Origin of the sequence: Arthrobacter glacialis (genome assembly GCF_002909415.1) — a bacterium.
In the GTDB taxonomy this organism is placed as follows: domain Bacteria; phylum Actinomycetota; class Actinomycetes; order Actinomycetales; family Micrococcaceae; genus Specibacter; species Specibacter glacialis.
Genome location: NZ_PPXB01000001.1, coordinates 216,907 through 237,874 on the forward strand (window position 1 = coordinate 216,907; position 20,968 = coordinate 237,874).

The following is a 20,968-nucleotide window of genomic DNA, read 5'->3' on the forward strand; positions in this document are numbered from 1 at the left end:
TACGGGTGTTGAAGGTTATGCAGCCTTGACGAAGGCAACGTCCAAGGTGATGGTGACCTTATCGGAGACCAATACGCCGCCAGCTTCCAGGGCTGCGTTCCAGGTCAGGCCGAATTCCTTGCGGCTGATGACGGTCTTGGCTTCGAAGCCTGCGCGGGTCAGGCCGAACGGGTCAACAGCAACGCCGTTGAACTCGCCCTTGAAGGTGACGGTCTTGGAGATGCCGCGGATGGTCAGCTCGCCGGTCAGCTCGAAGTCCTCGGCGTCACCTGAAACGCTGGAGGAAACGAAGGAGAGGGTGGGGAACGTCTCGACGTCGAAGAAGTCGGCGCTCTTGACGTGGCCGTCGCGGCCGGCGTCGCCTGAGCTGAAGCTGGCTGCCTGGATGGTGGCGGTCACTGAGGACTCGGCGAGGGTTTCGCCGAGCGTCAGTGCGCCTTCAACGTCGGTGAACTGGCCGCGAACCTTGGAGATGCCTGCGTGGCGGACTACGAAGCCCACGGTGCTGTGTGAGGTGTCGAGGTTCCAGATGCCCTGTGCGAGGCCGGTGGATTCAATGGTGGTTACTGACATGTGGATCTCCTTGGGGAAAGTTTTGCGTTGAAAGTTGCGCTTCGGACATCCGCAGTGGTTGCCCATCGATAGGTATAAGCATGCGTTTGTATCTAATATTCCCGTGTTCCAAAAAAACTTTAGCGGCAACGGATTAACCCCTAACCAACTAACTTTGAGAAACTGGGAAACATGTCCCGAGTAACTGTTCATCTTTTGCGCCACGGCGAGGTTTTCAACCCCGATGGCGTGCTCTACGGCCGGCTTCCCGAATTTCATCTTTCGGAGCGTGGCCGGGCCATGGCTGACATGGTCGCCGAGCATTTTGCGGCCCAGGCGGCCGACGGCGCAGCCCCCGTTTACCTGGTGGCCTCACCGCTGACCCGGGCGCAGGAAACGGCGCAGCCCACGGCTGCTGCACTGGGCCTGGAGATCGTGACGGATCCGCGCATCATCGAGGCGGAGAACCACTTTGAGGGCCTGGCTATGAGCAAGGCTGAGCTGCGCAAGCCCAAGCATTGGCCTTATTTTGTGAACCCGTTCAGGCCGTCATGGGGTGAAGCGTACGCGGCCCAAGCCGAACGCATGCTCGAAGCGGCACGGGATGCCCGCCGTCGTGCCTTCGAATTGGGCGGCGACGGCGCGCAGGCCATCATGGTCAGCCACCAGCTGCCCATTTGGGCCACCCGCCGCAGCGCCGAGGGCAAGCCGCTGTGGCATGACCCGCGCAACCGCGAGTGCACGCTGGCGTCCCTGACCTCCTTGACGTTCGACGGCGACGACGTGGTGGATGTTCTCTACAGCGAACCTGCTGCGGTGCTGCTGCCCGGTGCCGCAACCACCCCCGGCGCCTAGCCTTACCGTCACAAGGCACACAGCTGACAATCAGCTTTTCGACGTAGCGTAGAACATAATGCCGTTTCTGCGCCTGCGCGATGGCTTCCCCTAAGAATGAAAGGCACCATCGTGACTTCCTCGATGAGCCGGCGATCATTGATGGCCACTGGTGGCGCCGCGTTGGCGGTAGTCCTGGCTGCCTGCACTGGCAAGGACCCCCTGGCAGAGCAGGCAAACGCCGGAGACAACAAGAATTACATTGCCGGCGACGGTTCAGTGACGGAATACGGTGCCGCTGACCGCAAAGAACCGGTTGAGTTCACGGGTACCCTCTTCGACGGCAAAAAAGTTGACGCGGCAGATTTCCTCGGCCAGGTCACGGTGCTGAATTTCTGGTACGCGGCCTGCGCCCCCTGCCGTTTGGAAGCCCCTGACATGCAGTCGCTCAACACCGAATTCAGTGCCAAGGGCGTGGAGTTCCTGGGCGTGAATGTGCGCGATGAAAAGGCCACGGCCGAAGCGTTTGAGCGCAATTTTGGCCTGACATACCCCAGCATCGTGGACAAGGACGGCGGTGTTTTGCTGGCGCTGACCAAGTTTGTGCCCCCGGCCGCCGTTCCCACCACTCTGGTGCTGGATAAAAAGGGCCGCGTCTGCGCCCGCATCCTGGGCGTTGCGGACAAGGGCACCCTGAAGGCCCTCCTCACCACGGCCCTGGCCGAAAACTAGCGGCCACCCACCCTTCATGAACAATCCATTTGCTGAGACAATCCTCAGCGGCTCCATGCTGCTGGCCATGCCCGTTGCCTTACTGGCCGGGCTTGTCTCCTTCCTCTCACCCTGCGTGCTGCCGCTGGTTCCCGGGTACCTGGGCTATGTGAGCGGGCTCAGCGGGGCCGACTTGCAGGATCAGCGCCGCGGCCGGATGTTCGCTGGGATTGGCTTGTTCGTGCTGGGCTTCTCAGTGGTTTTCATGCTGATAGGCGCGGTCTTTGGCCAGCTGGGTGCGTGGCTCATGGGGCCCGACGCCGCATGGGTCACCCAGGTGCTGGGCGTCGTGGTCATTTTCATGGGTGTTGTGTTCTTGGGCGGCATGAGCTGGTTCCAAGGTGAAGCGAAGATCCACGCGAAACCCCCGGCAGGGCTGTGGGGCGCACCCATTTTGGGGCTAACCTTTGGATTGGGCTGGGCTCCGTGCATTGGCCCCACCTTCAGTGCAGTACAGCTGCTGGCGTTTTCAGACGGGCCCAATGCGGCCAAGGGCGCATTCCTGACCTTTGTTTACTGCCTGGGACTTGGCCTGCCGTTCCTGCTGATCGCCCTGGGTGCACGAAAGGGACTGGGCGCCTTGGCGTTCTTCCGCAAGCACCGCCGCGGACTGCAGTTCTTTGGCGGCGGCCTGTTGATTGCATTGGGCTTGTTGATGGTCTCCGGCTTGTGGGGCACGTGGATCAATCAACTGCAGTTTTGGTTTGCTAACGAAGTGAGATTGCCAATCTAATGAAAGAGACAGTGGTGGAAGAGCCCAAGCCGGCGAAAGAGCCCAAGCGCAAGAAGTCGCAGCCAGCTGGCGGCGACGTTGTGCTGCCCCAACTCGGGCTCATCGGCATGCTGCGCTGGGCCTGGCGGCAGCTGACAAGCATGCGCACCGCCTTGTTCCTGCTGTTGATGCTGGCCGTGGCGGCCGTGCCTGGCTCCTTGTTCCCGCAGCGCTCAACCAACGCTGCCGAAGTGACCCAGTATTTGAAGGACAACCCCACCTCGGGGCCCATCATGGACTGGTTCAAACTCTTTGACGTGTACTCCTCGCCCTGGTTTGCCGCCATCTACCTGCTGCTGTTCACCTCCTTGATTGGCTGTGTTCTGCCGCGCGCCAAGATTCATTACAAGGCCATGCGCTCCGCACCCCCGCGCACCCCCAAGCGACTTTCCCGGCTTGCCGAATACGGCACGGTGGAAATCCCGGCCGGGAGCGGAATCGACGCACACACTGCTGTGGAGGACGCAGCGGCGATGTTGAAGGCTCGGCGTTACAGGGTGGATGTGCGTGACCTTGACACTGATCGGCCCTCGGTGGGCGCCGAGATTGGCTTCCTTAAGGAAGTGGGCAACCTGATCTTCCACACGGCCATGATTGGTGTTCTGGCCGCCATTGGCTTCAGCGGCTTGTTCGGCTATAGCGGCCAGCGCGTTTTGGTGGAGGGTGAAACCTTTGTCAACACCTTGATGAGCTATGACACGTTCACCCCCGGAGCCAATTTCAGTGATGACCGGCTGAGCCCCTACTCAGTACAGTTGGACCGTTTGGTGGTCAAGTATGACAGGTCAACGCAGGCCCACTACGGCCAGCCACTGGACTTCAACGCCACACTGAGCGTCAAGGACGGCCCCGGCGCGGAGGCTGAAAGCAGGACCCTCAAGGTCAACGAGCCAGTTGCTCTGGGCGGCACCAACCTGTACTTGGTGGGCAACGGCTACGCCCCGGTAGTCACCGTCAAGGATGGCAAGGGCGATGTGGCCTTCCAAGGCCCCGTCATCACGATTCCCACGGACGGCGCCTACACCTCCTTGATGGTGATCAAGGTGCCCGACGCCAAGCCCAACCAACTTGGATTTGTGGGCTTCTTCCTGCCCACGGCGCTCATCGATGAAAAGGGTGTGGCGTTTGGCTCGGACCCCGACCCCTTCAACCCGCAGCTGAACCTCAACGCCTACACAGGCGATCTGGGCCTGGACAACGGTGTGCCACGCAACGTCTACACCCTGGACACCTCCAAGCTGACGGAGATCAACTCACGCAACGTCGATGCAGGCGGCATCGTGTTGGTTCCAGGGCAGAGCTACACCCTGCCTGATGGCAACGGCAGCATCAGTTTTGACGGCATCAAGCGATTCGCCGCCCTCGACATCAGGCACGATCCGGGCCAAGGCTACGTCTTGGTCTTCTCACTCCTGGCGCTGGCCGGCCTCATGGGCTCCTTGTTCCTGAACCGCCGCCGTGTGTGGGTGCGGACGGGCAACCATCCCGACGGACGCACCATGGTGGAATTTGGCCTCCTGGCCCGCGGCGAGGACCATCGTCTGGCCGGCGAATACGCAGCCATTAACAAAGCCTTACACGCCAAATGGCTGGTGCCAATGGATGCGCCGGGGCAAAATGGTGAGCAGGCACAAACAACAAACAACGACTCCGCACCAACAGACTCCGCGCAGCACGTTACCGCGGCAAGTAAGGATCAGTAATGCCAGAGATCAATGAAGGCTTCGCCCAACTTAGTGAGCAGCTCATGCTGGTTGCCGGGTTGGCCTACGCGGTGGCTTTTTGCGCCTACGCCTGGGATTTGGTGACCTTTAGCCAGGCGGTCAAAAAGGGATTGGCCGGCGAGCAGGCCGCCAGCGATGCCTTGAACAGCAAGGAAGCGGCACTTGTGGGTGCCCGTGGCGCGGCAGGCCAGGGCCTTGATTCCGGCCCGCAGGATCGCGGAGTCCGGCCCAGCAGCAAAACCCATGCCGGCTCCGACGGCATTACGGCTGGCGATTCCATGCGCTACGGCAAGCAACGCCGTGTTGTTGCCCGAGTCGCCGTGGCACTGACTGTGGTTGCCGCCGTCGTGCAAGGTGCCGCGGTGCTCTTCCGCGGACTGGCGGCAGGACGCGTCCCGTGGGGCAACATGTACGAGTTCTGCACCACGGGCAGCTTTGCCGTGGCTGTCGTGTTCTTGCTGGTGCTGACCCGCCGCGACCTGCGCTTCCTGGGTACCTTTGTCATTGGCTTGGTGCTTGTCATGGTGGTTGCCGCATCCGTGGCGTTCTGGACACCCGTTGGCCACCTGGTGCCGGCACTGCAGAGTTACTGGCTGATCATCCACGTCTCCATTGCGGTTCTGTCCTCGGCGTTCTTCACCTTGACTTTTGCCATGTCGGTGTTGCAACTTTTCCAGACCCGCCGCGAGGCCTCCATTGCTGCCGGCAAGAAGGACAAGGCGCCCGTGATGCGCCTTGTCCCCAACGCCTTGAGCCTTGAAAATCTCTCCTACCGGATCAACGGCATTGCGTTTGTGGGCTGGACCCTGACGCTCATGTTCGGTTCCATTTGGGCGGAAAAGGCGTGGGGCCGCTTCTGGGGCTGGGACACCAAGGAAGTGTGGACGTTTGTTATTTGGGTGGTTTACGCCGGCTACCTGCACGCCCGCGCCACGAAGGGCTGGACGGGCACCCGTGCGGCCTGGTTGTCCATTGTTGGCTACCTCTGCGTGGTCTTTAACTTCACCATTGTGAACATGTACTTCTCCGGCCTGCACTCCTACGCCGGGGTTGGCAGCTAGCAACAACATTGGAGCCACCTGGCTCCAATGTTGTGAAAAGCTTGGTTCATGCATTCCGTGATCCCCACCCCTGCACAACTCGTCTGGCAGCGAGACGCCATGGGGGCGTTCTTCCACTACGGTTTGAACACCTTCCATGGCAAGGAATGGAGCGATGGGACCCTGCCCGCGGCGTCCTTCAACCCCACCGAGCTGGACGCCGAACAGTGGGTCCACACCGCAGTCTCCATGGGTGCCAAATATGTTGTTGTGACGGCCAAGCACCACGACGGCTTCTGCCTGTGGCCCACGGCCACCACGGAGTATTCCGTGGCATCCTCGCCTTGGCGCGGGGGTGATGGTGACGTTGTGGCCGAGGTGGCCGCTGCATGCCGGAAGTTCGGCATGAAGCTGGGCATTTACCTCTCGCCCTGGGACAGAAACGCCGCGTGCTACCCGGACAGGGAAGCTTACGACGATTTTTACCTGGCCCAGCTGCGTGAGCTGTGCAGCAGCTACGGTGAGCTGGCAGAGCTGTGGTTCGACGGCGCCGGCTCGCAGGGGCGTGAATATGACTGGGAGCGCATCAGCGCGCTGATCGCCGAGTTGCAGCCTGAAGCCATGGTCTTCAACATGGGCGCCCCCACCATCCGCTGGGTGGGAAATGAGGACGGCCTGGCCGCCGACCCCGTGCACTACGTGGTGGCTGAAACCAACTTCTCCAATTACACGGTCCACTCGGCGGCCCTCACCGAGGCCCTGTACCTGCCGCCGGAATGCGATGTGTCGCTGCGTCGCGGCTGGTTCTGGCACCCGGAGGACGAGCCGAAGGAACTGGACCACCTGCTGGCCATTTACTACCGTTCCATTGGGCTGGGCGCCAATTTGCTGCTCAACCTGCCCCCGGACATGCGCGGGCTGATTCCGGCCCAGGACGTTGCCCGGCTGGGGGAGTTTTCCACTGAAGTTCGACGCCGTTTCCAGACTCCGCTTCCCGCCGCGCTCAGCGCTGCGGGTGACGGTACCTGGCTTGCCGACTTCGGCGCCGAGATTGCTTTTGACCATCTGCGCCTGAGTGAAGATTTGGTGACGGGCCAGCGTGTGGCCCACCACTTGGTCTTGACCGAGGACGGCCGGCTCGTGGTTGAGGCCGGGACCATCGGGACCCAACGAATCCACGTCGTCGAGCCTGTGAGGGCTGCACAGCTGATCATTCACCTCGAGGGTGAGGAGCCGCTGCTCACGGCCGTCACGGCGTTCAGCACGGGCGTCAGTCACGTCCCGGCGATCAATTATCTAGCCACCACCGAGGCCCCGAAATGAGGCTTCCGGCGCTAGCCCAAGCGCAGCGCAGCACCGGCGCGAATGTTGGTGCGGGTGCGGTGGTAAAATCGGGTCTAGCACGCACAAACTTTTAGCGATACCGGTCTAGCTTCTGGCCGAAAGAATCGCACTAGAAGGCCTCGCTCCGTCGACGGCCTGACGCCCATATCACCAATAAAGTCTGGAATCCCATGAGAAGAACTGCTCGCCAAACTCCGCCCGCCCTTGCCGAAGGCGCCATGCGCATCGTCGCCCTCGGTGGATTGGGGGAGATCGGCCGCAACATGACCGTCTTCGAATTTGCCGGAAAGCTGCTGATCGTTGACTGCGGCGTGCTCTTCCCCGAGGAGCACCACCCCGGCGTTGACGTCATCATCCCCGACTTCTCCTACCTGAAGGACCGCTGGGCGGACGTGGTTGGCCTGGTGCTGACCCACGGCCACGAGGACCACATTGGCGGTGTTCCGTACCTGCTCAAGCACCGTGGCGACATCCCTGTCATCTCCGCCAAGCTGACTCTGGCCTTCCTGAAGACCAAGCTGGACGAGCACAGGATCAAGGGCAAGATGATCACTGTCAAGGAAGGTGACCGTCGCAAGTTTGGCCCGTTCGACGTCGAATTCCTGGCCGTCAACCACTCCATCCCGGACGGCCTGGCCGTTGCCATTCGCACCCCTGCCGGCCTGGTGCTGGAAACCGGTGACTTCAAGATGGACCAGTTCCCGCTGGACAAGCGCATCACCGACCTTGCCGGTTTCGCCCGTCTGGGTGAGGAAGGCGTTGACTTGTTCATGCCTGACTCCACCAACGCCGAAGTTCCCGGCTTCCTGGCCGCCGAGGCGGACCTGATTCCGGCCATCGACCAGGTCATGCGCACTGCGCCGCGCCGCGTCGTCGTCTCCAGCTTCGCCAGCCACGTGCACCGCATCCAGCAGATCATTGACTCTGCGCACAAGTACAACCGCAAGATCGCTTTTGTGGGCCGCTCCATGGTCCGCAACATGGGCACCGCCCGCGACCTCGGCTACCTGAAGATCCCCCGCGGCATGCTCGTTGACGCCAAGGAACTTGAGCGCATGGCCCCCAACAAGGCCGTGCTCATTTGCACCGGTTCACAGGGTGAGCCCATGGCAGCACTGGCACGCATGGCCAGCGGCGACCACCAGATCAACCTGACCGAGGGCGACACCGTCCTGCTGGCCAGCTCGCTGGTCCCCGGCAACGAGTCCTCGATCTACCGTCTGATCAACGACCTCACCAAGCAGGGTGCAAATGTTGTCCACAAGGGCAACGCGAAGGTGCACGTCTCCGGCCACGCCAGCGCCGGCGAGCTCGTCTACTGCTACAACCTGGTCCGCCCCAAGAACGTGATGCCGGTCCATGGTGAATACCGCCACCTGAAGGCCAACGCCGAGCTGGCGGTCCGCACCGGCGTCGACCCCAAGAATGCATTCATCGTTGAGGACGGCACCACCATTGACCTCAAGGACGGCGTTGCCAAGGTCACCGGCAGCGTTCCCGCAGCCTACGTCTACGTGGAAAACATGGTGCCCGGCGCGGCAACGGAGGAGTCCCTCCAGGACCGCCTCCGTCTGGCCGAGGACGGTGCTGTCACCGTACTGCTGATCGTCAACCCTGACAATGGCAAGATTGAAGAAGACCCGGAATACTTCCCCGTAGGTTTCAACCTCACGCCGAAGGACATTGAAAAGGCCACCGGGATCGTGGAGAAGACCATCTCCGGGCTCCGCGGCGAGAAGACGGGCCATGGCGCCGAAAAGGCCGTCGCCGAAGCCCTGCTGCGCTGGTCCGACCGCGCGCTGCGCCGCAAGCCGGTGTACACGGTCATCATCGTCGAGTCCTAAGTAGGACCGCACCTAGAAGGCCTGGTCGCTGCCCCCTCTCCGTCATGGAGGTGGGGCAGCGGCCGGGCCTTCGGTTTTCCTGCCACACGCCGTCAGAGGGCCCCTTGCAGGCTATCTGCTGATGGCTTCCGCGGTGACGGCATCCAAGGTGGCGGTGTCCACATCCTGTGAGGGACCCTGCAGGTAGCGCTGCAGGGAATCATCCATGGCGTTGAGCCAGCGCGTGTGGTGCTTGGCAGCCAGGGTTCCGGTGACAACCGAGCGGTGGCTCATGTCCCGGTAGCCTAGGATGTCAGTCGCCTTGTGGCCCATCCAGTCCTTGAACAACTGCGAGACGGCGGCTAGGTCAAACGGCGGGTAGTCGGTGGCGGCAATGAGCTCACGCAAGTATTCCGACTGGAAATCGGCCTCGGCGTTGTGGTCCAGCAAGGCGGCCTGGAGTCCCAGCCAACGTTCGATGTCCGCTTCGCGGGCCTCGAGCGACGGCAGTTCCACGGCCCCCGTCATGACGTCGCGGGCAAACCAGGCCTGCGCATCAAACATGTTGAACGTGTAGTACTGGTCCTGCGCGCCCAGGTAAAACAGGTTGGTGTTTTGCTGCCACACCACGCCCTTGTACAGGTTGGCCGGGTACAGCACGTTCTTGGATTTCAAGGCCAGATCACTGGGAAGGAACGGGTACTTGTGCTGGTACCCCGTGCACAGTACGACGGCGTCAAAGTCGCCGCTGCTGCCGTCACTGAAGTGGGCCGTGTTCGCGTCAAAGTGTGTGACCAGCGGACGCTCCACCGTGTTTTCTGGCCAGTCGAAGCCCATGGGGGCTGAGCGGTAGCTGAAGGTGACTGATGCCGCGCCCATCTTGTGGGACTGCATGCCGATGTCCTCGGCTGAATAGCTGCTGCCAATCAAGAGAATGTTCTTGCCGGCAAAGCGTTCTGCGCCACGGAAATCGTGGGCATGCAGGACTTCGCCGGGGAAGGAATTGATGCCCGTAAATTCGGGGACAGCGGGGAAGGAGAAATGCCCTGTGGAGACAACCAGCTTGTCAAAGATGTGCTCCGAGGTGGTTCCGGTGGGGAGGTCTTCCACGGTGAGGGTGAATTCCTGCGTCAGCTCATTGTAGGAAACCCACCGTGCGGCCGTCTGGAACTGCACATACTTGCGGACATCGGATTTTTCCACCCGCCCCTTGATGTAGTCAAAGAGGACTTCGCGCGGCGGGAAGGAAGAAATGGCGCGGCCAAAGTGCTCATTAAAGGAGTAGTCGGAGAATTCCAGGCATTCCTTGGGGCCGTTGGACCACAGGTGGCGGTACATGCTGGAGTGGATGGGTTCGCCGTGTGCGTCCAGACCCGTGCGCCAGCTGCTGTTCCATTGGCCGCCCCAGTCGTCCTGCTTTTCAAAGCACATGATGTGGGGGATCTCCGCGCCGTTCTGGCGGGCTGATTCAAATGCCCGCAGCTGTGCCATGCCGCTGGGGCCTGCTCCAATGATTCCGACTCGTAATGTCATGGTGCTCTCCTGATCCCTTGGATTCTTTGTGTCGCTGATAAAAACGATGCTTCGAATCCATGTCCGCCAGAAAGTACTAGAAAGGGCCAAAAGGGCGCATCTGTGGCGAAACATCAAGGCGCAAGGTGCGCGGCGGCAGAGGTGGCTGCGGCAGTAATCTGGCGGATGGCCGCCAGTGGTTCTTCAAGGAGCTCATACGCATCAAGGCCAAAACGGCGTCAAATGGTAGTCCGGAACCAGGTATTGGTGCGTTTTACGCACCAAGATTCGACAAGCAGTTGTTGCAAATCCAAGAAACAACAACTTGTTACCCATTGCAACATTTTAGAAATGTTAAGTCAAAATCCGGCAATAGATAAGGAAAGCTAACTCATTGGGGCCGCGGCACCCGAGGGTGCCGCGCCGCGTTTTGGGTGCCGGTTTCCGTGGTTACAGTTCGGTGACCTTGCCGTCGCGGACGTCCCAGCGGGCGTCCAGACGGACGTTCTCCAGCAGCCGGCGGTCATGGGTGACCAGCAAAAGGGTGCCCTCGTAACTTTCCAGCGCCTCTTCAAGCTGCTCAATGGCCGGCAGGTCAAGGTGGTTGGTGGGCTCATCGAGCACCAGCACGTTGACGCCGCGGGCCTGCAGCAGGGCCAGTGAGGCCCGGGTGCGTTCGCCGGGGGAGAGGGCAGCGACGGTGCTGGTGACCTGATCGGCCTTGAGCCCAAATTTGGCCAGCAACGTGCGGACCTCAGCTTGGTTCAGCTCGGGGACCAGTAACTCAAAGGCTGCGCCCAGGGGTGTGTCCTCGGGGAACTGGCTGCGGGCCTGGTCAATTTCACCCAAGGCCACATTGGCGCCCAAGGAAGCCGTGCCGGTGTCCGGCGTTGCGTGTCCCAGCAGGAGCCTGAGCAAGGTGGACTTGCCGGCACCATTGGGGCCCGTGATGCCAATCCTTTCACCCGCGTTGACCTGCGCCGACACGGGTCCCAGGGTGAAGTTGCCCTGCTGCACCACGGCCTCATTCAAGGTGGAAACAACTGTGCTGGAACGGGTGGCGGCACCAATGCTGAACTGCAGCGCCCACTCCTTGCGCGGCTCCTCCACCTCATCGAGGCGGGCAATCCGGGACTCCATTTGCCGGACCTTTTGTGCCTGCTTTTCGCTGGACTCGGCGCTGGCGCGGCGGCGGATCTTGTCATTGTCGGGGGACTTCTTCAGGGCGTTGCGCACGCCCTGCGAACTCCATTCGCGCTGGGTGCGGGCACGCCCCACCAAATCGGCCTTCTTGTCGGCAAACTCGTCATACGCCTCGCGGGCATGCCGCTTGGCGATGGCGCGCTCCTCCAGGAAGGAATCGTACCCGCCGTCGTACACGGCAACCTTGTTCTGGGCCAGGTCCAACTCAACCACGGAGGTGATGCAGCGGGCCAGAAACTCCCTGTCATGGGAGACCAGGACAACGCCGCCGCGCAAACCGGTGACGAACTGCTCCAGCCGGGCCAGACCGGCCAGATCCAGGTCATTGGTGGGCTCATCCAGCAGCACCATGTCAAAGCGGCTCAGCAGCAGCGCAGCAAGGGCCACGCGGGCAGCCTGGCCACCGGAAAGGCCGGTCATGAGAGTCTCGGGGCCAACATCCAGGCCAAGTTCGGCAAGGGTGGCGGGGATTCGCTCATCCAGATCGGCGGCTCCGCAGGCCAGCCAGTGGTCCAGGGCGTTGGAGTAGTTGTCGTCGTCCTCGGAGTTGCCCGAGCCCAGCTTCTCAGCTGAGGATTCCATGGCTTCGGTGGCCTCGCTGCAGCCTGTGCGGCGGCCAATGTAAGCGGCAATGCTTTCGCCGTCGAGGCGCTCGTGCTCCTGCGGCAACCAGCCAACGAAGGCATCCTGTGGCGCCGTACTGACGGTGCCGCCCTGGGGTTTGTCGGCTCCGGCCAGCAGACGTAAAAGGGTGGATTTCCCGGCGCCGTTGGCACCCACCACGCCAATGACATCGCCGGGGGCCACAGTGAAGGAAAGATTGCTGAATAAGGTGCGGTGGGCGTGGCCTCCGGAGAGGTCCTTCACCACAAGTGTTGCGCTCATGCTTCAATCTTAAGTTGCTTCCGGCCACTGCCCTGACGGTGGTGGCCCACATCTCGCCCCACCCCACCCAACTGTGACGCACTTGTTGTGCAAATTGCGCCGTTTTGCGACAACAAGTGCGTCACAGTTGGGGGACGGGCGCGGAGGCTCGTCGACGGGCCCAGCTCGAGAGAATGTTGCCGCATGTGACGAGGGGTTTGAATCCGGCGCGCTGCGGCGGGCAGACTGGTGGACAGAATCAAGAGTCCCGATCATGCGGCCCAGGCCGATCGGGCGGCAACCCTCAAAACCATAGTGGGGTGCCCCTGGTGACGATTCGACACTCGTGCGGCAAAGGACTGCGCGGTGTAAGTATGGCGCGGTGCCCGGCACTCGCCTTCACACGAAGGAACCCTCATGACTGAATCCGCTATGTGTAGCTATGCGACACCCGTCAGTGCCGTGGTCACCAGGGCCTGACGTTTCATCCCCGCACCGGGTGCGAGATCGAGGAAAAAGCAGAAGGAATCGACGGCACCGCGCAGCGGATCATGAAAGAACTTGTCAGCGGATGCTGGCGGTGAGCACCAGTTCATCGCCGGCATCGCGCTGCGCCTGAAGTTCGGCCTCCATGCCGGCCTTGGTATAGCTGCCGGTGAAGATGGGGGTGCCCGGTTCAAAGGCTGCACCGTTGCTCAAGGATCCGGCGTCAACGGCGTCATAACCCAGACGGTCCACAAACTCCAACACCAAGGCGCGCGTATCGTCGTCGTCCGCGGCAACGGCCAGCGCGCGGCGGTCGGGCGTACCGGCGTCGCGGGCGTCCAGCTCAAGCTCATGGTAGCCAATGTGGTTCAGCGACTTGGCCACGAGGGCGCCGGGCACGTGGGCGTGCACCATTTCAGAGCTCGACGGCGCATCCTCCAGCTCCGGCATGTCGCCGTTGGTGTCGCGCCAGTAATTCATGGTGTCCACCACGTGCTTTCCGGCGAGAGCGTCCGGGTTCAGGGTGCGGAACTTGTGCAGCGGCACCGACAAAACCACCAGATCGGCCTCGGCCATGGCCTGCTCAGCTGTAACAGCAACGGCGCCGGGGGCCATGACGGAAATGATCAATGAAATGTCCTTGGGATCACCGGATGCCGCTATCAGTACACGGTAACCAGCCTTCAGGGCTTGGCGGGCAACGCCGGTGCCCACCTTGCCGGCGCCCAGGATGCCAACGGTCTGCATAGTCATGCGATCAACCTTCCTTCATGTACGTTGCTTTACAGATCATCTTATCTGAATATGATCTGTTGTAAAGCCCAGTTCTCCGTTATGATGGGTGCCATGAGTAACAGTCCAACCGAGCAGCGCCCCTCCGTCGATGCCCAGGAAGACTTTGGCTGGACACTGGGCGTTTTGGTCCGCAATTACCAAAACGCCTCGACGGCAGCCATGGGGGAATTCCTGCACGGCGCGCGTGGCTATCAGGTGCTTGTTGCCGTGGTGGGCGGGGAGCTGCCCAACCAGCTGGCGCTGGCCCAGCACCTGGGCATTGACCGCACAGTCATGACGTACTTGATCGATGACTTTGTCAAGGAGGGCCTGGTGGAACGCCAGCTGAACCCGGCCGACCGCAGGGCCCGCATTGTGGTGGCCACCAACGCTGGCAACAAGGCACTCGCTGATTTGCAACTGCGTGTGGCGGGAGCTGAAAACGCCGTGCTGGGCGCCTTGGCCGCCGAAGAACGCGAGCTGTTCCGGACACTGCTGCGCCGTGTGGCCTGCGATGCCCCGCCCGTTTCCGCGCATGATCTGGGTGCCTGTGAAGCAGTGGAGCAGATGCTGGGAACCTAAGGACGTCGCTAGTCTCCCCTGCCGGTGTCAGCGTCCATGTTTGAGCGCCGGGCCCATGGTGGCGCCGGGAGAGTACGAGCACTCGATCAGCAATTGAGGCAGCGGGTTGTTTTTCTTGTCGATCTGGTCAATCAAGACATCCACTCCCAGTCGGCCAAGTTCATCGGCCGGGGAAATGAGCACGGCCATTTCCGGCTCTGACATGCTTGCCGTGTCCAGCGAGGAGGCCAAGGCTAGGACGGAAATATCCTGCGGTAACCGGTAGCCTGCCTGTTGGAGCCCGGCAACAAAACCCGGACCAGCATGTTCATTCATCATCAAAACGCCGGTTGTTTCGGGGTGCTTTGCCGCAAATTCCTTGGCCAACTCGCGGCCTCCTGCCGATGAATGCACGCCACTCATGATGGCGCCGGAGAGGCCGCGTTGGGCCGTGACTTCCCCGAACGCCTTGCGAGTTCTGGCGACCGGACCGTATCCGCCGAGCAGCTGGTTGCCAACTCCGCCGTCGATGAGCACCAGGTCGGTGTGCCCGAGTTCAACCAGCCTGTCAATGGCGTTCTCCACGGCGGATTCAAAGTCAACGTCAACAAAGGGAATCCCTGTGGTGTCCCGGGTCCGCCCGATCAAGGCGAAGGGGACGGCGCTTCCGGATAGTTCGGACACGCGGGGGTCATCGAGTTGGACTTCCATCAGTACCACGCCGTCCACCAGCCCTGAGGATGTTAGCTCGGTGACTGCCTCGGCGTCGTTACTCATGGGCCACAGCACCAGGTTGTAGCCCCGGAGCCGGGCCTGGTCGGCGGCGCTGGTGAAAAATCGCACCGACGTGGGAGAGAAGCGGTGCTGCAAGGCTGGGTACAGCAATGCGAGTACGTGGGTGCGGCCCCTGGCCAGCGCGCTACCGACGGCATTGCGGCGGTAGCCCAGATCCTTCATGGCCGCCTCCACCTTGGCCCGGGTTTTGGGCGAGACGGGTTTTGAGTCGTTGATGGTAAATGACACGGTCGCCAAGGACACGTTCGCCAGATTGGCGACATCCTGCATGGTTGCCACGTTGCTCCTCCCAAGTGTTCTGGGTCTAAGCTACCTCACCCAACTCTAATCAAAGTGTGCTCCAGGGAAGACACAAAGTAAAGCGCTTTACTTTTTCCTTGACACGACGGCATTGGCACAGGCATGATCAATGTCACACCCTAAGTAAAGCGCTTTACCGTGAACGCTTTGGACCTAACCCAGGAACCATCAATGGCGAGAATTCCCTCCCGTCAGCGAACGCCGGGCGCCGCCCGGTCCGTAAGGAACCGCCGTCGAACTTTAGGAAAATTGCTTGATTCTCCGCCGCTATGCGAGGGCGGAATCGTTCACAACCAAGGCACCGCATCACGTAACCGAGCAAAGGAGCTACCCGTGAAGAAACAAACTAAGACCCGCCTGAGCAAGTTCTTGGCCATGGCAGCAATCGCACCCTTCGTCCTGACAGCCTGTGGCGGCGGCAACAGCGCCTCCGGTGACGCAAGCAGCCTGACCCTCATGGACTACTACAACAACGATCCAGACAAGGCCCTGATCCAAACGGCCATCGATAAATGCGCCGCAGATATTGGTGTCACGATTACCCGTGAAGTGGTGCCCGGCAAGGACCTGATTCAAAAGGTCTTGCAGAAGTCGTCCTCCAAGACTCTGCCGGACATCTTGATGCTGGACAACCCGGACGTGCAGGAGATTGCCTCCACCGGAGGCCTTGCCCCGCTCAGTGACTTCGATGTGGATACCTCCGGGTTTGCCCAGGGCATGCTCGACGCCGGCACCTACGAAGGCGAGGTCTACGGACTGGCACCCACGGCCAACACCTTGGGCTTGTTCTACAACAAGAAGCTCCTGGCCGACGCTGGCCTGAAGCCGCCCACAACATGGGAGGAACTCAAGACAACAGCCGCCACGCTGACCGCCGGCGACCAGTACGGTCTGGCCTTCTCCGCCATAGCCACCTACGAGGGAGCATGGCAGTTCCTGCCGTTCATGTGGACCAATGGCGGCAGCGAAACTGAGTTGGATTCGCCTGAAAACAAAGAGGCGTTGCAGCTCTGGAAGGACCTGATCGACAGCGGTGCGGTCTCCAAGGGCGCCATCAACTGGGGCCAGGGCGATGTTAAGGACCAGTTCATGTCTGGCAAGGCAGCCATGATGATCAACGGACCGTGGCAGATTCCGGCACTCAACGATGACGCCGCCCTGGAATGGGGATCCGTTCAGGTGCCTGTCAACAAGGCCGGCCAGACGCCCACAGCACCTTTGGGTGGCGAGGTTTGGACCATTCCGCAGACAGGGGACAAGGCCAAGCAGGCCAAGGCCGCTGAATTCATCAGTTGCTTCACCGCAGGAGATACCCAGGTGGCATTGGGCTCCGAACGCTACACGGTACCCACCAAGCCCGAGCTTGCCAAGGAATATGTCGCCAAGATGCCCGACATGGAATCGTTCACCGAGCAGATCGCCAACGCACGCTCACGCACGGGCAACCTCGGCGCCGAATGGCCCAAGGCGGCAACCGCCATCTACACGGCCATCCAGCTGGTGCTGACGGACAAGGCCAGCGTTGATGAGGCCTTCGCTCAAGCTGCCAAGGGCTAACGCCACCACCATTTCGACGCCGGTTCCGCACCCAACGTTGCTGCGGAACCGGCAGAGAGGCCACCATGACTTCCCTTTCAACCGACGCGCCCGCTGCGTCCACCGCCCGATCCGGCAAGAGGGCGGCTACACCCGAATCGCGGCCGCGGCAGAGTTTCTGGGCCCGCGAAAATATCGCCAAAATTCTCTTCGTAGTGCCCGCTGGCTTGTACATGCTGCTGTTCTTTGGCTACCCCGTGGCCAAGAACCTCGTCATGAGCATGCAGGACTACACAACCAAGACCTTCTTCACCGGCGAGGCCCCGTGGGTTGGATTCCAGAACTACATAACAGTCATCAGCTCAAATCTGTTTGGGCCGGCGTTGCTCAACACGGCACTGTTCACTATTGCCTCCATTGCCGGCCAGTTCGCAATTGGGCTCGCGCTGGCATGTTTCTTCAACCGCAACTTTCCGCTCAGCCGCTTCCTGCGGGCCATGCTGCTGCTCCCGTGGCTGCTGCCACTGATTGTAGCCAGCGCCACATGGCGCTCCATCCTTGATCAGGACTCCGGAATCCTGAACCAATTCCTGGGTACGTTCGGCGTCCCCGCCATCCCGTGGCTGACAAGCCCCGACGTGGCACTGCTCGCCGTCATCCTTGTCAACATCTGGGTGGGCATTCCCTTCAACGTCACGTTGCTTTACGGCGGACTCCAAGACATCCCGGCGGAACTCTATGAGGCTGGGCAACTGGACGGCGCCACCGGGTGGAAGGCGTTTCGGTACATCACCTGGCCCAACCTTCGCCCGGTTGTCAGTGTGGTGCTGATTCTGGGAGTTGTCTACACCATCAAGGTTTTGGACATCATTTTGGGTCTGACGAACGGTGGCCCGGCAAACTCGACCCAAACCATTGCTGTGCGGTCCTACCAGGAATCGTTCGTCAATTTCGAGTTCGGGGTGGGTGCCGCATTCTCCAATATTCTGATCATCATTTCCCTCGTGTTCGCCGTCATCTACCTGCGGGCAAATCGCCGCGCTGTCGATGAGTAGGAGACTTCAATGACTACTGCATCCCTGAACCACAGCAGTGTTCGCGTGAGCGCGCTGCGACGTAAAGCCATCAAAACCCGGGCCTCCACCGTCCTGGGAATCCTTTTCCTGGCCTTCATGTTGTTCCCCATCTATTGGATGGTCAACGCTTCGCTGCAACCATCCGGCAACACCCTCTCAGCGGACTTCTTCCCATGGAATCCGAGTTTTGCCGGCTATGAAAAGGCCATCGCAGATCAAGGTAAGAATTTGCTGACAAGTCTTGTCATTGCCCTCGGAACGGTTGTTGTGACACTTGCCATCGCAGCGCCGGCAGCCTACGCCCTGGCCCAGTTCAAGTTTCGCTGGATTAGTTGGGCGTTGCTTGCCATCCTGATCGCCCAGATGATCCCGGGCGTTGTTATCGCCAATGCCCTGTATGCCGCCTACAACAATCTGGGACTTTTGAACTCCATCCCCGGTCTTGTTTTGGCAGATGCAAGCCATGCCATCCCGTTCGCCATCTTGATCATGCGGGCATCGATGATGAGCATCCCGGCGTCGATCATTGAGGCTGCGCGCGTGGACGGGGCAGGCCAAGTCCGGGCCTTTTTCTCCATCGCCATGCCCATCGCCAAAAATGCCCTCATCACGGCAGGCCTTTTTGCCTTCCTCTTCGCCTGGAGCGACTTCTTGTTTGCGTTGACGCTGACAACCACCGATGAGATTCGCCCCGTGACGCTGGGCATCTACCAGTACCTCGGCACCCAGGTCTCCAACTGGAGCGCCGTCATGGCAACTGCCGTGTTGTCCTCGTTGCCAGCCATCGTGCTCTTGGTGGTGGCACAGAAGTACATCGCCGCCGGGGCAACCGGTGGAGCCGTGAAATAGCCCCCAAACGTGCACCCCCTACAACTTACGCAACACCAGGAAAAAGGAAAGTGAACACCAATGTCTGCAATCGCTAACCCGGAAACCCCCATCAACGTCGTCGTGTGGGGAGAAAACCGGCACGAACAAGTGGAGCAGAGCGTTCGGGACATCTACCCGAACGGCATGCACACCACCATTAAAGAAGGCATCGAAGAGAACCTGGGCGCAGCTGTTGCCGTGACCACAGTGACTCTGGATGATCCAGAACACGGTCTGACGGAGGAAGTTCTTGCCGCCACCGACGTCCTGATCTGGTGGGGCCATGCCGCCCACGATGAAGTCTCCGATGAGGTGGTTGAGCGCGTGCACAAGCATGTACTGGCAGGTATGGGCCTGCTGGTGTTGCACTCGGGCCACTGGTCCAAGATCTTCGGCAAGCTCATGGGGACCTCCTGCACCCTGCGCTGGCGTTCGGAGCAAGACCGCGAACTCGTGTGGACAGTAGACCCCACCCACCCCATTGCCCAGGGCGTGCCGCACCCGTTCATCATTCCGGCCCAGGAAATGTACGGCGAGTACTTCGACGTCCCCGCACCGGATGAGCTCATCTTCCTCTCTACCTTCACCGGCGGGGAAGTGTTCCGCAGCGGCATGACCTACCGTCGCGGGTTCGGCAAGATCTTCTTCTTCAGTCCCGGCGACCAGGACTACCCCGTCTACCACCAGAAGGAAGTCCGTAAAGTCATTGCCAACGGAGTTCAATGGGCCAAGACGCTTCGCCCGGAACGCGCCGAGCCTGTGCTGTTGCGCTATGAAACCGAAGACTTCTACAACGGCAAGGGCTACCAGGGGGCGATTGTACATTGAGCACTTTTGCCACCACTGATACTCCCGGCCGGCTGCGCCTGGTCCAAGTTGGTGCCGGCGGCATGGGGAAGGCCTGGATCGAGGCGATCACGGCAAACCCGGACGTGGAATTGGTGGGCCTGGTTGATCTGAACACGGACACCGCCCACGCGGCGCTTGCCGAGAAGGGACTTGCTGGCGTCCTGGTGGGGACCAGTGTCAGCGACGTCGCCGCAGCAACTGGTGCCCACGCGGTGGTCAATGTGACAGTGCCCGTGGCCCACCACCCTGTCAATGTTGAGGCCATGCTTGCCGGCCTGCCGGTGTTGTGTGAGAAACCGGCCGCACCGACCGTTGCCGAGGCGCTGTCCCTGGCCGCCAGCGCGGAAGCCAGTGGCCAGATGCTGATGATCAGCCAGTCCCGTCGCTACTTCAACTCCCTGACCCAGCTCAAGGCAGTCACCGGCGAGCTGGGGGAGATCGGGGTCATCACCACCGAGTTCTTCAAGGCGCCGCACTTCGGCGGATTCCGCGAGGACATGGACCACGTGTTGTTGGTGGATATGGCCATTCACCCGTTCGACGCCGTCCGTCACCTCACGGGCCAGGACCCAGTCAGCGTGTACTGCGAGGAATTCAACCCCGCCTGGAGCTGGTACAAGGCCGACGCCGCGGCTACCGCCATCTTCGAATTCTCCAGCGGCCTGCGCTATGTGTACTCAGGTTCCTGGTGCGCGGACGGCCAAGAAACCTCGTGGAACGGGCAATGGCGGGTCAACGGGGAACGGGGGACGGCGCGTTGGGACGGCGAGCAGGCGCCTGTTGTTGACGCCGTCGATGCGGCCGGCGGCAAGATTGGGGTGCCGGCAGTCGCCGCCGGTCCCGAGCAGATCGCCGGATCACTGGCCGAGTTCGTCTCCGCGATCCGCACAGGCAAGGTGCCGGACGGGGAGATTCATGCCAATGTGCATTCGCTGGCCATGGTGGAAGCGGCAGTGCTTTCCGCCGAAACCGGACAGCGCGTGCGGATTGACGACGTCCTGACGGCTGCTTATGAGCAGGCGCTGGTCGCCGAAAAGAATGCCGAGGTCAAAGCTGTCCTGGCGGCTTGGGGATCACCGCTGGGCCGCCTCGCCTGCCGGGCGGAAGCCATCAGTCGCTAATCGGTGAGCGATGTGACGGCCGGTCGCGTGGGTAGGGTGAGCCCTTCCTGCGCGGCCTGCGTCTGCGTCGTTGTGTTTCCGCGAGCGGCGATGGAAACGCTCAGCTAGATCTACAACCCGGACTGACATTGGGGGAATGATGCACGGGCCATCAGCGAGTC

Annotated in this window: 18 protein-coding genes and 1 riboswitch; of the genes, 13 read left to right on the forward strand and 5 right to left on the reverse strand. The window is 61.3% G+C overall.

Annotation, left to right across the window (positions count from 1 at the left end; genetic code table 11):
- Nucleotides 1-15: 15 nt before the first annotated feature.
- Nucleotides 16-573, reverse strand: a complete 558-nt coding sequence (locus CVS28_RS00950; protein WP_103463892.1) for a YceI family protein — start codon at nucleotides 571-573, stop codon at nucleotides 16-18.
- A gap of 171 nt (nucleotides 574-744) precedes the next feature.
- Here CVS28_RS00950 and CVS28_RS00955 point away from each other — a divergent pair, with 171 nt between their 5' ends.
- The 7 genes from CVS28_RS00955 to CVS28_RS00985 all read left to right on the forward strand — a co-directional run bounded on the left by CVS28_RS00955 (nucleotide 745) and on the right by CVS28_RS00985 (nucleotide 8,881).
- Nucleotides 745-1,407 (forward strand): histidine phosphatase family protein, encoded by a 663-nt coding sequence (locus CVS28_RS00955; protein WP_103463893.1) that lies wholly within the window; start codon nucleotides 745-747, stop codon nucleotides 1,405-1,407.
- A gap of 123 nt (nucleotides 1,408-1,530) precedes the next feature.
- A complete protein-coding gene (locus CVS28_RS00960) occupies nucleotides 1,531-2,118 on the forward strand; it encodes a TlpA family protein disulfide reductase (RefSeq protein WP_103463894.1) in 588 nt (195 codons plus the stop codon).
- A gap of 16 nt (nucleotides 2,119-2,134) precedes the next feature.
- Nucleotides 2,135-2,890, forward strand: a complete 756-nt coding sequence (locus CVS28_RS00965; RefSeq protein WP_103480332.1) for a cytochrome c biogenesis CcdA family protein — start codon at nucleotides 2,135-2,137, stop codon at nucleotides 2,888-2,890.
- Entirely contained in the window at nucleotides 2,890-4,632 is a 1,743-nt protein-coding gene (gene resB, locus CVS28_RS00970; RefSeq protein WP_103480333.1) for a cytochrome c biogenesis protein ResB, read from the forward strand. The genes CVS28_RS00965 and resB overlap by 1 nt, the downstream gene beginning before the upstream one ends.
- Nucleotides 4,632-5,714 carry a c-type cytochrome biogenesis protein CcsB gene (ccsB, locus tag CVS28_RS00975; RefSeq protein WP_103480334.1) on the forward strand — a complete coding sequence of 361 codons (1,083 nt, stop codon included), beginning with the start codon at nucleotides 4,632-4,634 and terminating at the stop codon, nucleotides 5,712-5,714. Before resB ends, ccsB begins: the two co-directional genes overlap by 1 nt.
- Before the next feature lie 48 nt (nucleotides 5,715-5,762).
- Nucleotides 5,763-7,016 carry an alpha-L-fucosidase gene (locus CVS28_RS00980; RefSeq protein ID WP_103480335.1) on the forward strand — a complete coding sequence of 418 codons (1,254 nt, stop codon included), beginning with the start codon at nucleotides 5,763-5,765 and terminating at the stop codon, nucleotides 7,014-7,016.
- A 191-nt stretch (nucleotides 7,017-7,207) separates the two neighbouring features.
- Nucleotides 7,208-8,881 (forward strand): ribonuclease J, encoded by a 1,674-nt coding sequence (locus CVS28_RS00985; protein WP_103463899.1) that lies wholly within the window; start codon nucleotides 7,208-7,210, stop codon nucleotides 8,879-8,881.
- A gap of 111 nt (nucleotides 8,882-8,992) precedes the next feature.
- On the opposite strand, the gene CVS28_RS00990 is transcribed toward CVS28_RS00985, so the two are convergent.
- The 3 genes from CVS28_RS00990 to CVS28_RS01000 form a co-directional block, all read right to left on the reverse strand.
- Nucleotides 8,993-10,393: an NAD(P)-binding domain-containing protein gene (locus CVS28_RS00990; RefSeq protein WP_103480336.1), complete on the reverse strand. Its 1,401-nt coding sequence runs from the start codon at nucleotides 10,391-10,393 to the stop codon at nucleotides 8,993-8,995.
- Between the two features lie 429 nt (nucleotides 10,394-10,822).
- Entirely contained in the window at nucleotides 10,823-12,460 is a 1,638-nt protein-coding gene (locus tag CVS28_RS00995) for an ABC-F family ATP-binding cassette domain-containing protein (protein ID WP_103480337.1), read from the reverse strand.
- A gap of 236 nt (nucleotides 12,461-12,696) precedes the next feature.
- Nucleotides 12,697-12,820: riboswitch (SAM riboswitch) on the forward strand.
- 183 nt (nucleotides 12,821-13,003) lie between these two features.
- Nucleotides 13,004-13,678, reverse strand: a complete 675-nt coding sequence (locus tag CVS28_RS01000) for an NADPH-dependent F420 reductase (protein WP_103480338.1) — start codon at nucleotides 13,676-13,678, stop codon at nucleotides 13,004-13,006.
- 93 nt (nucleotides 13,679-13,771) lie between these two features.
- Here CVS28_RS01000 and CVS28_RS01005 point away from each other — a divergent pair, with 93 nt between their 5' ends.
- Nucleotides 13,772-14,281 carry a MarR family winged helix-turn-helix transcriptional regulator gene (locus CVS28_RS01005; protein ID WP_243399616.1) on the forward strand — a complete coding sequence of 170 codons (510 nt, stop codon included), beginning with the start codon at nucleotides 13,772-13,774 and terminating at the stop codon, nucleotides 14,279-14,281.
- 27 nt (nucleotides 14,282-14,308) lie between these two features.
- Here CVS28_RS01005 and CVS28_RS01010 read toward each other — a convergent pair whose 3' ends face one another.
- Nucleotides 14,309-15,325: a LacI family DNA-binding transcriptional regulator gene (locus CVS28_RS01010; protein ID WP_243399643.1), complete on the reverse strand. Its 1,017-nt coding sequence runs from the start codon at nucleotides 15,323-15,325 to the stop codon at nucleotides 14,309-14,311.
- 363 nt (nucleotides 15,326-15,688) lie between these two features.
- On the opposite strand from CVS28_RS01010, the gene CVS28_RS01015 reads away from it, so the two are divergent.
- From CVS28_RS01015 to CVS28_RS01035, 5 genes are all read left to right on the forward strand, one after another.
- Entirely contained in the window at nucleotides 15,689-16,912 is a 1,224-nt protein-coding gene (locus CVS28_RS01015) for a sugar ABC transporter substrate-binding protein (protein ID WP_243399617.1), read from the forward strand.
- Between the two features lie 65 nt (nucleotides 16,913-16,977).
- On the forward strand, nucleotides 16,978-17,946 hold the full coding sequence (locus CVS28_RS01020; protein ID WP_103463904.1) for a carbohydrate ABC transporter permease: 969 nt from the start codon (nucleotides 16,978-16,980) through the stop codon (nucleotides 17,944-17,946).
- Between the two features lie 9 nt (nucleotides 17,947-17,955).
- Nucleotides 17,956-18,816 (forward strand): carbohydrate ABC transporter permease, encoded by an 861-nt coding sequence (locus tag CVS28_RS01025; protein ID WP_103480339.1) that lies wholly within the window; start codon nucleotides 17,956-17,958, stop codon nucleotides 18,814-18,816.
- A 60-nt stretch (nucleotides 18,817-18,876) separates the two neighbouring features.
- A complete protein-coding gene (locus tag CVS28_RS01030; RefSeq protein WP_103480340.1) occupies nucleotides 18,877-19,665 on the forward strand; it encodes a ThuA domain-containing protein in 789 nt (262 codons plus the stop codon).
- Nucleotides 19,662-20,807, forward strand: coding sequence for a Gfo/Idh/MocA family protein (locus CVS28_RS01035; RefSeq protein WP_103480341.1), 1,146 nt, complete (start codon nucleotides 19,662-19,664; stop codon nucleotides 20,805-20,807). The genes CVS28_RS01030 and CVS28_RS01035 overlap by 4 nt, the downstream gene beginning before the upstream one ends.
- Nucleotides 20,808-20,968: the final 161 nt, after the last annotated feature.